We start from the raw sequence: 14841 nt of genomic DNA on the forward strand, positions 1-14841 counted from the left end.
TGGACCTAGTGGCCGAGCCTGGTGCCGGGGGCGAGGGTGAAGCGCAGCCGGACCCCGTCCGGCTCCGGGGTGGCCTCGGAGAGCGAGAGGCCGGTCGGCAGGCCGGTCAGGGCGAACCGGCGGGGCTTCAGCAGGTCTCCGGCCAGGCCGTTCAACTTGGCCGCCACGCCGTTGAGTTCGAAGCCGTCCACCACCACGTCCGCACCCTCGCTGCGCAGCTTGCCCTCGACCGTGACGCCGGCCACCGAGGTCTTCACCTTGCCCGGGCCGGCGTACTGCAGGACGATCTGCCCGCCCGCCACGAACTTCGACAGGTCCTGGTACGAGATCACGCCCTGGCCGTCGCCGCGCCCGACCGTGACGCCCCGGTAGGAGTCGGTGAACTTCACGTCGGACATGTTCGCCCTGAAGGAGTGCACCGTGACGGTCTGCCTCCCGTCGGTCACGGTCATGCCGTCCGAGCTCATCGTGACCTTGTCCAGCTCGCCGGCCAGCGCGCCGGTCAGGAACGGGAAGTCGTCGATCTCGACGTCCGGCCTGCTGGTCATCCACCCGGAGGAGACGGCCGCGTCCGCCGCCTGGTCCTCCGCGACCCCGACGGCGATCCGGTCGGCGCCGACCAGCAGGCCGCCCACCACCCCGAGGCCGATCAACAGCTTCACCGAGCCATGCATCGCACTCCCCCTGAGACGTTCGGTCCGGAGGCAGTTCGAAGACGAATGACTTCCGGGCTACGGACATAGGGACGATCGCACGCGTGCCCCAGTTCCGGAACGCCACCCGGGTGAACCGGTGATCAGCCTCCGGCGAACGGCGGCAGCACCTCCACCGTCCAGCCCTCGGACAGCACCACCCCGGCGGCCTCCCGGCCGCCCGTCTGCTCGCCGTCCAACAGGAACGAACACACCGCCAGCAGCCGCAGCAGCTCCGGCCGGTCGGCGTGCGCGGCCCGCACCTCGGCCAGCGCCCCGGCCAGCGTGGCGGCCTCGAAGCGCTCCTCGGCCCGGCCCGCCGCGGACTTGGCGGCGGCCCAGTAGCGGACCGTCCCGCTCACCCGCACGGGTGATCCGGCGGTGCTGCGGGCATCGGCGGTCGCGGTCACGGCAACCCCTCTCGACTGTCCTCGCCCGGTACGGCGGCCGGCCCGGTGCCGGCCGGCCCACCCGTGGAACGGGGTACACGTACGGTGCGGCCGGTGCGGCCCCCATCATCGCCCGCACCCCCCACCCGGAGGCAACCACCCGGGCCCGCGGCGCCCCCGCGCGCCGCCCCGGCCCGCCGCCCGGAGCCCGGATCGACCCCGCGCGCCCCGCTCGCGCCTCTCCCCAGGCCACGGTCGGTCGGCTATTCTCGGTTCCGTGAGGGATCCGGGCAGAGTCGCCCCCGGGTCCTTTTGTGCTTTCAGGACGCCGTACGGACGTTCTTGCGAACGGTGCACCACCCGCACCCGCCGCCGGAGCGCCCCCGCCGCCGGCCGCACGACGAGGTGCGCAGCCGGCGGGACAGACCGGAGGGTACGCCGATGGACGAGGTACCAGCGGGACGCCAGGGGTTGCGGGACCCCGGGCGGGCAACCGCCGCCCCGTCCGTCGACGCGCCCGTCGGCCCTGTCGGCGCTCCCCCACCCTGTACCGTTGCCGCCACCCTCCCCCGGCGGCCGCGACCGCGACGACCCGGAAAGGGGACTAACCGGGTATGAGTTCACTGCTCCTGCTGACCAACGCCCTGCAACCCTCCGCCGAGGTGCTGCCCGCCCTCGGGCTGCTCCTGCACAGCGTCCGGGTGGCCCCCGCCGAGGGGTCCGCCCTGGTCGACACGCCCAGCGCCGACGTGATCCTGGTCGACGGCCGGCGCGACCTGCCGCAGATCCGCAGCCTGTGCCAGCTGCTGCGCTCCACCGGCATCGGCAGCCCGCTGATCCTGGTGGTCACCGAGGGCGGCCTGGCCGCCGTCACCGCCGACTGGGGCGTCGACGACGTGCTGCTCGACACCGCCGGACCGGCCGAGGTCGAGGCCCGGCTGCGGCTCGCCCTCGGCCGGCTGAACGCGACCGCCGACGACAGCCCGATGGAGATCCGCAACGGCGACCTCTCGGTCGACGAGGCCACCTACTCCGCCAAGCTCAAGGGCCGCGTCCTCGACCTCACCTTCAAGGAGTTCGAGCTGCTCAAGTACCTGGCCCAGCACCCCGGCCGGGTCTTCACCCGGGCCCAGCTGCTCCAGGAGGTGTGGGGCTACGACTACTTCGGCGGCACCCGCACCGTGGACGTCCACGTCCGCCGACTGCGCGCCAAACTCGGCGTCGAGAACGAGCAGTTGATCGGCACCGTGCGCAACGTCGGCTACCGCTTCGTGGTGCCCGAGCGCCCCGAGAAGGGCACCGACCGGGCCGAGCAGAACCGCACCGGCGCACGGCAGGAGCACTGACGGACGGCCGGGCGGGCCGCACCTCGCGCGCACTCGCCCGGCCCCGCGGGGACACTCGCCCGGCTTTGCCCGGATCGGTCCCGAAAGCGCCGTCCCACCAGGTGTCACCCCGGGCCGGAGCGCCGAACCACCCGCGTAGACTCCCCCCGTGGCCAAGGTGACGCGCGACGACGTAGCCCGACTGGCTGGCACCTCGACGGCGGTCGTCAGCTATGTGATCAACAACGGTCCCCGGCCGGTCGCCCCGGCCACCAGGGAGAAGGTGCTCGCCGCCATCGAGCAGCTCGGGTACCGGCCCAACTCGGTCGCCCAGGCGATGGCCTCCCGGCGCACCAACCTGATCGGCATGGTCGTCCCCGACGCCCGGCAGCCGTTCTTCGCCGAGATGGCGCACGCCGTGGAACGCGCCGCCTCCGAGCGCGGCAAGCTCGTCCTGATCGGCAACTCCGACTACGTGGACGACCGCGAGGTGCACTACGTCCGCGCCTTCCTCGGCATGCGGGTCTCCGGCCTGATCCTGGTCAGCCAGGGCCCCTCGCAGCGCGCCGCCGAGGAGTTCGCCGCCATGGAGGGCGCCAAGGTGGTGCTGCTGCACCGCCGCCCCGAGGCGATCGACGACGTCGCCGTGGTCACCGACGACATCGGCGGCTCCGAGCTGATCGTCCGCCACCTGCTGGAGGTGCACGGTCACCCGTACGTGGCCTGCTTCGGCGGCCCGGTGGAGTCCCCCGCCCCCGGCGACCCGGTCATCGACCACGTGGCCGGCTGGGAGCTCGCGATGACCGCGCACGGCCTGCCCACCGAACCGCACCTGATCGACGCGCCGTTCCACCGCTACGGCGCCTACCAGGTCGCGCTGGAGCTGCTCGGCTCCGACCGGCGGCCGCCCGCGGTCTTCTGCTCCACCGACGACCAGGCGATCGGCGTGCTCCGGGCCGCCCAGGAACTCGGCCTGCGCGTCCCCGAGGACCTCGCGGTGGTCGGCTTCGACGACATCCCCGAGGCCGCCTTCGCCTCCCCGCCGCTGACCACCGTCGCCTCCGACCGGGACGCGATGGCCCGGGCCGCCGTCGACCTGGTCCTCGACGACTCGCTGATGGTGCCCGGCAGCGACACCGAACGCGTCCGCAAGTTCCCGTCCCGGCTGGTCGTGCGGCGCTCCTGCGGCTGCGGCGGCCACCCGGCCTGACCTGCGCGTCCGCTGTCGGCCCGATCACCGGCCTGACCAGGCTTTATGAGAAGCTGACGCGCTTCTCGGGGAACCTGTACCACGCTCTCATCCGGTCTTCATGAAACGGGCGGAGCTTGGTCGTCATGAGCGACCAGCACCGCAGCACCCACGAGCCCTACCCCCAGGACGGCGGCGCGGGCCGGTTCGCGCCGCAGCCGCCCGCCGCACCCGCGTACCCGCCGCACCCGGCCGAGCCGTACCCGGCCGATCCGTACGATCCGTACCGGGACGTCCCGTACCAGGAGGCCGCCTACCCGGCGCTGCCGCCCGCCGCCGACACCGCCGACCCGGCCCCGCTGCCCGCGTCCTCCGCCGCCGCGCCCCCCGTCGGCGGCGCCGACCAGCCGCCGCCCGCCGGGCACCGCGCCCGCCGCGGCCTGCTGCGCGGCCGGCTCGCCCTGGTCACCGCCGTCGCCGCGGTCGCCGCGCTGGTCGGCGGCGTCACCGGCGGCGCCCTCGCCCACGACCACGCGGGCTCCACCAGCGCGGGCAGCACCCTGGTGCGCCCCGTCTCCGCCAACGCCGACGGCAGCGCGAACGTCTCGGCGATCGCCGCCGCGGTCTCCCCCGCCGTCGTGCAGATCACCGTCAAGACCGACAGCGGCACCGCCACCGGCACCGGCGTGGTGCTCACCGCCGACGGCCAGATCCTCACCAACTACCACGTCGTCTCCGGCGCGGTCGGGGGTGGCGGCCGGATGACGGTCACCTTCCAGGACGGCTCCACCGCCTCCGCCACCGTCACCGGCACCGACAAGTCCCTGGACACCGCCGTCGTCACCGCCTCCGGCGTCAGCGGCCTCACCACCGCCGTCCTCGGCGACTCCGACGCCACCGCCGTCGGCGACCCGGTGGTCGCCATCGGCAACCCCGAGGGCCTCACCGGCACCGTCACCTCCGGCATCGTCTCCGCCAAGGACCGGCAGGTCTCCGTCCAGGTCGACGAGAGCACCACCAGCAACAACGGCGGCTTCGGCTTCCCCGACCTGCCCGGCCGCAGCGGCTCCTCCGGCTCCTCCAACTCCTCCGGCTCCTCCGACACCGCCACCTACCGGGCGCTGCAGACCGACGCCGCGCTCAACCCCGGCAACTCCGGCGGCCCGCTGATCAACACCGCCGGACAGGTCATCGGACTCAACTCGGCGATGTACTCCGCCTCCGGCTCCGGCTCCGGTTCCGGCGGCGGCAGCTCCGACGCCGGCAGCGTCGGCCTCGGCTTCGCCATCCCGATCAACAGCGTCAAGCAGGTCCTGTCCCAGATGCAGGCCGGCAAGACCCTCTGACTTCCCCCGGCGACCCCCGCCGACAACCCTCCCGATCCGTCCCACCCGATCCGCCCCGACCGGCGGACAATGGCCAGGACCGCACCGGACTCAGAAAGGGCCCCGCGCCGATGACTCCCCCCGCCGACGACCGCGCTCCCGCCGAGGCCCCGGGCGGCGGCGCCCGCGTCCTCGTGGTCGACGACGAGCCCGCGCTGCGCGACGCGCTGGAATCCAGCCTCGCCTTCGAGGGCTACCAGGTCACCACCGCCACCGACGGCTACGAGGCCCTGGCCGCCGTCGAACGCGACCGCCCCGACCTGGTGCTGCTGGACGTCATGATGCCCCGGATGGACGGCCTCACCGCCGTCCGCCGGATGCGCTCGCGCGGCGACACCGTGCCCGTCCTGATGCTCACCGCCCGCGACGCCGTCGGCGACCGCGTCACCGGCCTCGACGTCGGCGCCGACGACTACCTGGCCAAGCCCTTCGAACTCGACGAACTCCTGGCCCGGGTCCGCGCCCTGCTGCGCCGCAACGCGCTCGCCGCGGAGGCCGCCGCCCGCACCGCCGCCGACGAGGACGGCGGCGAGGTGCTCGCCTTCGCCGACCTGCGGATGAACACCGCCACCCGCGAGGTCACCCGCGGCGGCACCCCCATCGAGCTCACCCGCACCGAGTTCATGCTGCTGGAGATGTTCCTCTCCCACCCGCGCCAGGTCCTCACCCGCGAGCAGATCCTCAAGGCCGTCTGGGGCTTCGACTTCGAGCCCTCCTCCAACTCCCTCGACGTCTACGTGATGTACCTGCGCCGCAAGACCGAGCAGCACGGCATGCCCCGCATCATCCAGACCGTCCGCGGCGTCGGCTACGCGTTGCGCGCCGCGACCGGCGCCGCGGCGTGAAGCCGGTCGGCCGGCTCACGGGGTGGTTCCGCAGCAGGTCGCTGCGGAGCAGGCTGGCCATGCTCACGGCTGCCGCGGTGGCGGTGGCGATCGCGGTCGCGGCGGCGGCGTGCTGGTTCCTGGTCCGCGACACGCTCTACCAGCAGGCGCGCACCAAACTGGAGGACGCTCCCCGGCCGGGCCCGGGCCGCGACATCGGGCTCCCGTTCTGCGGGGACAGTGCCGAGGAGGCGCTGGCCGGCGTGCCTCCCACCAACGACAAGTTCCACCAGAACGAGTGGGACATCCAGGTGCTCGTCGCCAACGGCAAGGTGTGCTTCCCGCTCGGCTCCACCAAGGCGATCGACACCGTCGCCTCCGACCTCGCCCACGGCGACTCGTCCCGCCCCACCTACCGGGAGGGCCAGTACGCCGACGGCGAGCCCGCCATGATCCGGGTGCTGCCCGTCTCGGTGGCCAACACCTCGGTGGGCAACACCAAGGCGGTCATGCTGACCGCCACCTCGCTCAAGAACGTCCAGGACTCGCTGAACAGCCTCGCCCTGCTGATGGTCGGCGTCGCCGGTCTCGGCGTGATCGGCGCGGGCGTCACCGGCCGGCTGATCGCCCGGTCCGCGCTCAAGCCCGTCGACCGGCTCACCGACGTGGTCGAGCACATCGCCCGGACCGAGGAGGTCGGCACCACCATCCCGGTCAACGGGCAGGACGAGATCGCCCGGCTGTCCACCTCGTTCAACTCGATGTCGACCGCGCTGGCCAACTCCCGGGAGCGGCAGACCAGGCTGATCGCCGACGCGGGCCACGAGCTGCGCACCCCGCTCACCTCGCTGCGCACCAACGTGGACCTGCTGATCCGCTCGGACGCGCAGGGGCGGGCGCTGCCGCCGGAGACGCGGGCGCGGATGCTGGGGAACATGAAGGCGCAGATGCAGGAACTGACGCTGCTGATCGGGGACCTGCTGCAGCTGTCCCGGCCGGACACGCCGAACCCGGAGGCGGTGCGGACGGTGGTGCCGTTCCACGAGACGGTGGGGCGGGCGCTGGAGCGGGGCCGGCTGCGCGGGCCGTCGCTGGTCTTCGACGCGGACGTGCGGCCCTGGTACGTGCACGGGGACCCGGCGGCGCTGGAGCGGGCGGTGATCAACCTGCTGGACAACGCGGTGAAGTACTCGCCGCCCGCCGGGACGATCGAAGTGCGGCTGCAGGGCGGCCGGTTGACGGTGCGCGACCACGGCCCGGGCATCCCCGCCGACGAACTGCCGTACGTCTTCGACCGGTTCTGGCGTTCGCCGTCCTCGCGGCAGCTGCCCGGTTCGGGCCTGGGCCTGTCGATCGTGGCGCAGACCGTGCAGGACGCCGGCGGGCAGGTCTCGCTGGGCCCGGCCCCGGACGGCGGGCCGGGGACGCAGGCGGTGATCGTGCTGCCGGGGCAGCCGGACGAGCCGCGCTGAGCGGAACGCCGGAGGGCGGGGCACCCGGGTGCCCCGCCCTCCGTCACGTGCCGTGCGGTCAGCCGGTCTGGCCGGCCGCGATGACCTTGATCCGGTCGGCGGCCGGCGGGGCGAGCGGGGCGCCCGCCGAGCTGTGGCCGGTCAGGTACGCGTTGAACAGGTCGAGGTCGGAGGCGCCGACGAGCTTGTCGGTGCCGGCCGCGAAGGCCGGGAAGCCGTCGCCGCCGCCGGCCAGGAACTCGTTCGCGGCGACCCGGTAGTCGGCGGCCGGGTCGATCGGCGCGCCGTTCAGGCGGATCGAGTCGACGACCACCCGGGCCGCGCCGGACTTGGTCAGGTCGAGGGTGTAGTGCAGGTTCGAGGAGACCTGCAGCACCCGCGGGGAGGCCTCGTTGGAGCCGGAGACCTGCTGCTGCAGGACCTGCACCAGCTGGGCGCCGGTCAGCGTCTTGACCTGCATCATGTTGGTGAACGGCTGGACGGCGAACGCCTCGCCGTAGGTCACCACGCCGTCGCCCTCGGCGCCACCGGCCTTGTACACCAGGTCGGCGCGGATGCCGCCGGGGTTCATGAACGCCACCTGCGCGCCGCCCTTGTCGGCGGCCGAGAGGCCGGCCAGCTGGGCGTCGGCGATCACGTCGCCGAGCGGCTTCTCCAGCGCGGTGGAGCCGCGGCCGTTGATGTCGGCGGTGATGTAGCCGGTGGCCCGGTTGGAGATCGGCGCGGCCAGCTTGCTGTACCGCTCGAGCAGCGCGGTCAGGTCCGGCGCCTTCGGCAGGTCGCGGCGCACGACGTGGTTGGCGGCGGTGACCGACGGGCGGACGATGGCGCCGGTGCGCTTGTCCAGCTTGAGGTTGATCTCGGTGTACAGGCGGCCGAAGGAGGCGGCGCTGGTCACCGAGCGGGGCACGCCGTTCGGGTCCGGGATCGAGCAGGCGTACGAGTTGTGGGTGTGGCCGGTGACGATCGCGCCGACGGCCGGGTCGATCTTCCTGGCGATGTCCACGATCGGGCCGGAGACGCCCGCGCCGGCCGCGCCGCAGTCGTAGTTGTAGACGTTGCTGGCGGGCAGGCCGCCCTCGTGGATCAGCGCCACGATCGAGTTGACGCCCTGCCGCTTGAGCTCGGCCGCGTACTTGTTGACGGTGGCGACCTCGTTGCCGAACTTGAGGCCCTGCACGCCGGCGGCGGTGACGATGTTCGGGGTGCCCTCCAGGGTCACGCCGATGAAGCCGACCTTGACGCCCCGGACGTTCTTCACCCAGTACGGCTTGAGCAGCGTCTTGCCGGTCTTCTCGCTGGTGACGTTCGCCGCCAGGTAGGGGAAGTCCGCGCCCTCGAAGGTGCGGCCCTCCTCGTAGCAGCCGTCGGTCGGGTGGCAGCCGCCGTTCTGCATCCGCAGCAGCTCGGCCGAGCCCTCGTCGAACTCGTGGTTGCCCACCGAGGTGACGTCGAGGCCGATCTCGTTCATCGCCTCGATGGTCGGCTCGTCGTGGAACAGGCCGGAGACCAGCGGGCTGGCGCCGATGATGTCGCCGGCCGCGACGGTCAGGCTGTTGGCGTGGCCCTTGCGGGCGTCGCGCAGCGCGGTGGCCAGGTACTCGACGCCGCCGGCCGGGGTGGCGACGGTCTTGCCGGTGGCCGGGTCGATCTCGGTGATCGTGCCCGAGGAACCGGCCGGGGGCTCCAGGTTGCCGTGGAAGTCGTTGATCGCGAGGAGCTGCAGGTCCTCGTACTTGGGCTTGTCGTGGCCCCGGCCGTGGGCCTCGGCGGTGGCCGGCAGGGCCATCGTGCCGAAGAGGGCGGCGGCCGCGGCGACCGCGAGGGCGGTCGTGCGGCGGCCGGTGGTAGCGGAATTGGGCATGGGTGTCCCCTGGACCGTCGGGGCCGCGGCGGCGCGGCCTGGCGTTGTCAGGGTGCAGCCTAGGGTCAACGCGCGTAGCTGTCAGGAACCTGCGAGTAACGAGCTGGTATCCGCAACCTGACGAGCACCCGTCGCGACGGCCCGTCAGATCCTCGGGTGCGCCGCCAGCTGCTGGTCCGCCCGGTCCCGCTCGGCCACCGTGTCCTCGGTCATCGCCCGGTCGGTGTAGACCAGCGGCCGCTCCGCCTCGGTGATGATGTGCTTCACCACCTGCACGTTGCCGTTGACGTCCCACACCGCGATGCCCGGCGACAGCGTCGGGATGATCTCCACCGCCCAGCGCGGCAGGCCCAGCACCCGACCGGTGGCCCTCGCCTCCTCCGCCTTCTGCATGTAGATCGTCCGGGTCGAGGCCATCTTCAGGATCGCCGACGCCTCCTTCGCCGCCGCCCCGTCCACCACGTCCGACAGGTGGTGGACCACCGCGACGAAGGACAGGCCCAGCCGGCGGCCGAACTTCAGCAGCCGCTGGAACAGCTGCGCCACGAACGGGCTGTTGATGATGTGCCAGGCCTCTTCCACCAGGAAGATCCGCTTCACCCGGTCCGGCCGCAGCCAGGTGTGCTCCAGCCACACGCCGACGATCGCCATCAGGATCGGCATCGCGATCGAGTTCCGGTCGATGTGCGACAGGTCGAAGACGATCAGCGGCGCGTCCAGGTCGATGCCCGCCGAGGTCGGGCCGTCGAACATGCCCCGCAGGTCGCCGTCGACCAGCCGGTCCAGCACCAGCGCCACGTCCAGGCCCCAGGACTGCACCTCGCCGACCTCCACGCCCAGCGACTCCACCGCCGACAGGTCGGGGCTGCGCAGCGTGTCGATGATGTCGTTCAGCACCGGCTGGCGGTCCTTCACCGTCGCGTGCACGTACGCGTGCGCGGCCTTCAGCGCGAAGCCGGCCCGCTCCTCCAGGCCGCGCCCCATCGCCACCTCGATGATGGTGCGCAGCAGCGACAGCTGGCCGGTGGTGGTGATCGCCGGGTCCAGCGGGTTCAGCTTCACCCCGCCGTCCAGGGCCGCCATCGGGTCCAGCCGGACGGACTTTATGCCCAGCGCGTTGGCGATCAGGTTCCACTCGCCGACGCCGTCCTCGCCCTGCGCGTCCAGCACCACCACCTGGCGGTCGCGGAACCTCAACTGCCGCAGCACGTACGTCTTCTCCAGCGCCGACTTGCCGTTGCCGGACTCCCCCAGCACCAGCCAGTGCGGGGCCGGCAGCTGCTGGCCGTACAGCTGGAACGGGTCGTAGACGTAGCCCTTGCCGCTGTACACCTCGCGGCCGATGATCACCCCGGAGTCGCCCAGGCCGGGCGCCGCGGTCGGCAGGTACACCGCCTGCGCCTGGCCGCTGGAGGTGCGCACCGGCAGCCGGGTGGTCTCCACCCGGCCGAACAGGGTGCTGGTGAAGGAATCGGTGAGCTTACCGAGCATCGACGGGCCTCCGGGGGTCAGCGGCGGATGCCGGTGGCGAACGGCAGGGTGTTGGCGAACGCCCGGTGGTGCTCGCGGTCGCACCACTCCAGCTTCAGGTAGCTCTTGCCGGCGGACGCCCGGATGGTGCGCTTGTCCCGGGCCAGCGCCTCGGGGCTGCGCGAGGACACCGTCAGGTACCCCACCAGGTTCACCCCGGCCGCGCCGGACGCCAGGTCGTCGCCGCGCTGGTCCACCCGTCCGGTGTGCGCCAGGTCGCGCGGGTCCACCGTGCGGTTCATCTTCGCCGCCCGGCTGGCCTCCGCCTCGTCGTTGGTCTTCTCGGTCAGCATCCGCTCGATCGCCACGTCGGTCGGCTCCAGGTCCATGGTCACCGCGACCGTCCGGATCACGTCCGGCGTGTGCACCAGCAGCGGCGCCAGGAAGTTCACCCCGACCGGCGTCAGCGGCCACTCCTTGATCCACGCGGTGGCGTGGCACCACGGCTCCCGGGTCGCCGCCTCGCGGGTCTTCGCCTGCAGGTACTGCGGGTGGGTGGCGTCCAGCTCGGCCGGCCAGGCGTTGCGCCGGCTCATCGCCTGGATGTGGTCGATCGGGTGGTCCGGGTCGTACATCGAGTGGATCAGCGACGCCAGCCTGGCCTGCCCGAGCGGCTGCCGCACCCGGATGTCCGCCTCCGCCAACCGCGCGCAGATGTCGGTCAGTTCACGCGCCATCACGGTCGCCAGACCGTCGTCGTCGCGGGCCCGCTTCTCGCCCCGCCCGTACGCGGTGCGGCCCATCGCGTGCGCCTCGGCCGCCAGGTCCCGGGTGTAGTGCATGCACGCCACCAGGTACGCCCGGTGCTGCTCCGAGGAGGTAGACACCATCGACTGCAACTGGTCGTAGCTCTCCTGCAGCCAGCGCGGCGCCGTGTGGTCGCCGCGCCGCTCCACGTCCTTGGCGTGCGCGTCCGGGTCGGCCGGCAGGGTGCGGGCCAGGATCTGCAGCCTGGTCACGAAGCCGTCGCCGTTGGCCACGTGCTTGAGCAGCGTCCCGAACCGGTCGACCAGCGCCTCCTGGTCCTCCGAGTCGCGCAGGCCCACGCCCGGGCCCTCGATCTCGATCGCCGCCGTCACCGTCCGGCGCTCCAGGTGCATCAGCACCGCGACCTCGTCCGGCCCGAACGGCGCGGTGAGCCAGCGCAGCCGCCCCACCCCCGGCGGCGGGCCGACCTCCACCTCGCGCCCGTCCAGCCGCGTCCCCGCCTCGTGCACGTCCGGCTTCCACACCGCGCGGCCGCTGCGGATCGTCCGCCGGAACGTCCGGTTGATCTCCACCCACTTGTAGAACGTCCGCCGCCGGTACGGCACGTACACCGCCATGATCGCCAGCAGCGGGAAGCCCACCAGGCCCGCGATCCGCAGCGGCAACAGGCTCGGGATCAGCCCCCACACCATGCCCAGGCCGGCGCCGGCGATGATCAGCACGATCTCGCCGTTCTCCCGGTTGCGCCCGATCGGCGCGTTCGGCCGCGCCTTGCCGATCAGGTAGCTGCGGCGCTGATGGGCGTACGGCTGGGCGTACTGGCTGCCGTACTGGCCGAGCTGTTCGCTGCTCATCTGACCGTCACCCTCCCTTCGGGTTGTTGACCGGAGCCTGGACCTGGGCCTGCGCGGGCGGCGCCGCGGGGCGTGGCGGGTTGGCCGGCCGGGAGGCGTGCGCCGCGATGCCCGCGCCCGCCCCGCCGCCGCCAGCCGGGGCGCCGCCGCCCCCGCCCTCCGCGCCGCCGCGCGAACCGTGCGTCGAGATGCCCTGCTTCACGAAGTTCGCCGGGCCGTTGATCATCGCGCTGCCGGCCTGCATCGCGCTCGACCTGGCCCGCCGCATCGCCATCAACTCGTCGCCGAAGCCCGGCACGAACCGGTACACCGCCGCGCTCGCGAAGATCGACAGGAACAGGATCGCCAGCCCCGCCAGCACCCGCCCGAAGTCGTCGTCCGCCCCCGAGCCGGTCGCCACCGCGCCCGCCAGCCCCAAGATGATCACCACGATCGGCTTCGCCAGGTCCACCGCCAGCATCATCGCGGCCCACCGGCGGACGTGCTTCCACATCTGCTTGTCCACCAGCCCCGCGTACACCGCCGTCCCCAGCAGCGCGCCCACGTACAGCATCGCCGCCCGGATCACCAGCTCCACCCACAGCACCGCCGCGGCCAGCACCGCCACCAGTGACACCAGGATCAGGATCAGCGGGCCGCCGCCCATGCTCCCCTTCTCCAGGGTGTCCGCGAACCCGCCCAGGTACGTGCCGGTGTCCGACTTCGTCCCCGACGCGATCGCCTCGGTCAGCCCGTCGGTGACCGTCACCACCGTGTACAGGATCAGCGGCGTGAACGCCGAGGCGATCACCGTCAGCCACAGGTACCCGACCGCCTCGCCGAACGCCTGCCCCAGCGCCGCCCCGCGCACCGCGCGCTTGGTCACCGCCAGCAGCCACAGCACCAGCGTGATCACCGTCGAGACCGCGAACACCACCGCGTACTGCTGCAGAAACGCCGCGTTCGTGAAGTCGACCTTCGTCGTCCCGTCGATCGCCCCCGACAGCTGCCGCACCACCCACGCCGCCGCCTGCGCGCACCCCTTCGCCAGCGACCCCAGCGGATCGGTGACCCCGGACACCGCGTCCGTCCCGGGGATCACGGTGGCACCGGAGGGGGCGCACTGGCTACCCGCCCCGGGCAGCGGCACGTTCTGCGCGGCGCAGGTGGGGGAAGGGCTCGGCGACGGGTCCGCCGCCACCCGCTGCGCGACCACCAGCGCGGTGAGCTGGAACACGCTCATCGCGGCGCCGAGCGTTCCGGCGCGGCGCAGGAAGCGGAGTCTGGGCGACCCGTCAGCGGGCATAGCGGAACCCTCCGAACTGCTGGACGGCATCGGCGATCTCTTTCGCGGTGGCCGCCTGCTGGTCGCCCGGCAGGGGGGCGGGGCCCGCGGCGCGGGAGTAGTCGGTGAGCTTCCAGTCGCTGCCGGTCCAGCGCATGGTGACGGTCAGGGTGTACCAGTCCTGGGTGACCGGGACCGTGGAGCCCTCGCCGGCCAGGCCGTACAGGCCGGTGCACCAGACGTCGACCCGGGTGGCGGTGTCGGCCCCGTTGGTGGTGCGGGTGCCGACCGGGACGATCCGGCTGACGAAGGTCTGGCCCTTGGGCGCCCTGCCCTCGGCGTCGAGCCCGTACCGGGTGACCGTCTCCGGCGTGAACGCCTGGTCCAGGCGGGCCTGGAGGGCGGGGAGGGCGGTGGGGTCGGCGAGGGTGGCGAGGACGGTGCGGCGGCTGTCGGTGCGGAACATGTCGGCGGAGCCCAGCGCGACGGCGTAGTTGGCGGCGGCGGACTGCGCGCCCTGGTCGGTGTGCGGGTAGCCGGTGCCGATGCCGTTGACCGTGGCGGTGACGGGCTGCTGGCCGCTGGCCGCGGTGCGGTCGGGGGAGGCCCCGGCGGCGGGGGCGCGGTCGCCCGAGGTGGCGGAGGTGCCGCGGTCGACCGGGGGCTTGTCGCGGTTGGCGACGGAGACGGCGACGACCAGCAGGGTGACGATGCCGAGGACGGTCAGGAGGGCGCGCAGCGGCCTGGGCTGGCGGCCGGTCACGTGGGCGGTCTGTTCGGCGACCGGTAGCCGCGTACGGGTGTGCGGCTGGTCGTCGGACAACGGCACGGGGGCCCTCCTGGTGGGGCGCCGTCGCGCGGGGCGGCGGCGCGGTGGCGTGACGGGTGCCCGGTGCGGGAGCGGGCGGTGGCGGGGTGGTGGGTCGGGTCGGGTCGACTGCGCCGGGGCGGGAGTTGTCCGATCGTCAGATGGCCATGCCGTACACAATGGTGAACAGGGTGCCGAGCGAACCGATGATGAACACGCCGGTCAGGCCGGCGATGATCAGCCCCTTGCCCTGTTCGGCGCTGAAGGTGTCGCGCATCGCGGTGGCGCCGATCCGCTGCTTGGCGGCGCCCCAGATGGCGATCCCGAGGCAGACCAGGATCGCGACGGCCATCACGACCTGCACCATCACCCGGGCCGAGGAGCCGAGGGTGGCGAACGGGCCCCAGTCGGGGGCGATCCCGCCGATGATGGTGTCGATGTCGGCCTTCTTCGGCGGGTCCTCCGCCAGGTACCGGATCACTGCGCTGTCCACGTTCAAGTCCATCCCATCTCACCGCCCGATCAGGAAAATTCAAG

13 protein-coding genes are annotated in these 14841 nt (G+C 73.0%); 5 read left to right on the top strand and 8 right to left on the bottom strand.

Annotated features, from left to right (window positions below; all coding sequences use genetic code 11):
• Positions 1-5 precede the first annotated feature (5 nt).
• On the bottom strand, positions 6-662 hold the full coding sequence (locus OO48_RS35245) for an LmeA family phospholipid-binding protein (protein ID WP_051732285.1): 657 nt from the start codon (positions 660-662) through the stop codon (positions 6-8).
• Positions 663-796: 134 nt separating this feature from the next.
• The gene (locus tag OO48_RS18610) at positions 797-1102 is read right to left on the bottom strand and encodes a MoaD/ThiS family protein (RefSeq protein ID WP_081952213.1); all 306 of its coding nucleotides are present in this window, start codon (positions 1100-1102) and stop codon (positions 797-799) included.
• A 593-nt stretch (positions 1103-1695) separates the two neighbouring features.
• Between OO48_RS18610 and OO48_RS18615 the strand changes: the two genes are divergently transcribed.
• The 5 genes from OO48_RS18615 to OO48_RS18635 all read left to right on the top strand — a co-directional run bounded on the left by OO48_RS18615 (position 1696) and on the right by OO48_RS18635 (position 7276).
• Positions 1696-2427, top strand: coding sequence for a response regulator transcription factor (locus tag OO48_RS18615; protein WP_033217633.1), 732 nt, complete (start codon positions 1696-1698; stop codon positions 2425-2427).
• Positions 2428-2575: 148 nt separating this feature from the next.
• Positions 2576-3616, top strand: a complete 1041-nt coding sequence (locus OO48_RS18620; protein WP_033217635.1) for a LacI family DNA-binding transcriptional regulator — start codon at positions 2576-2578, stop codon at positions 3614-3616.
• 125 nt (positions 3617-3741) lie between these two features.
• Entirely contained in the window at positions 3742-4941 is a 1200-nt protein-coding gene (locus tag OO48_RS18625; RefSeq protein WP_280842424.1) for a S1C family serine protease, read from the top strand.
• Positions 4942-5051: 110 nt separating this feature from the next.
• Positions 5052-5825 (top strand): response regulator transcription factor, encoded by a 774-nt coding sequence (locus OO48_RS18630; RefSeq protein ID WP_033217643.1) that lies wholly within the window; start codon positions 5052-5054, stop codon positions 5823-5825.
• A gap of 59 nt (positions 5826-5884) precedes the next feature.
• Positions 5885-7276, top strand: coding sequence for a sensor histidine kinase (locus OO48_RS18635; protein WP_051732286.1), 1392 nt, complete (start codon positions 5885-5887; stop codon positions 7274-7276).
• A gap of 58 nt (positions 7277-7334) precedes the next feature.
• Here the strand turns inward: OO48_RS18635 and OO48_RS18640 are convergent, their stop codons facing one another.
• From OO48_RS18640 to OO48_RS18665, 6 genes are all read right to left on the bottom strand, one after another.
• The gene (locus OO48_RS18640) at positions 7335-9140 is read right to left on the bottom strand and encodes a bifunctional metallophosphatase/5'-nucleotidase (protein ID WP_033217647.1); all 1806 of its coding nucleotides are present in this window, start codon (positions 9138-9140) and stop codon (positions 7335-7337) included.
• Between the two features lie 144 nt (positions 9141-9284).
• Positions 9285-10631, bottom strand: coding sequence for an ATP-binding protein (locus tag OO48_RS18645; protein WP_033217649.1), 1347 nt, complete (start codon positions 10629-10631; stop codon positions 9285-9287).
• A 17-nt stretch (positions 10632-10648) separates the two neighbouring features.
• Complete coding sequence (locus tag OO48_RS18650) at positions 10649-12232, bottom strand: SCO6880 family protein (protein WP_033217651.1); 1584 nt, start codon at positions 12230-12232, stop codon at positions 10649-10651.
• A gap of 7 nt (positions 12233-12239) precedes the next feature.
• Positions 12240-13517 carry a hypothetical protein gene (locus tag OO48_RS18655; protein ID WP_051732287.1) on the bottom strand — a complete coding sequence of 426 codons (1278 nt, stop codon included), beginning with the start codon at positions 13515-13517 and terminating at the stop codon, positions 12240-12242.
• Entirely contained in the window at positions 13507-14325 is an 819-nt protein-coding gene (locus OO48_RS18660; protein WP_033217655.1) for a hypothetical protein, read from the bottom strand. The genes OO48_RS18655 and OO48_RS18660 overlap by 11 nt, the downstream gene beginning before the upstream one ends.
• 136 nt (positions 14326-14461) lie before the next feature.
• The gene (locus OO48_RS18665; protein ID WP_033217657.1) at positions 14462-14809 is read right to left on the bottom strand and encodes a hypothetical protein; all 348 of its coding nucleotides are present in this window, start codon (positions 14807-14809) and stop codon (positions 14462-14464) included.
• Positions 14810-14841: the final 32 nt, after the last annotated feature.

The sequence above is a fragment of the Kitasatospora phosalacinea genome, from assembly GCF_000716545.1.
GTDB classification, from domain to species: Bacteria; Actinomycetota; Actinomycetes; order Streptomycetales; family Streptomycetaceae; genus Kitasatospora; species Kitasatospora phosalacinea.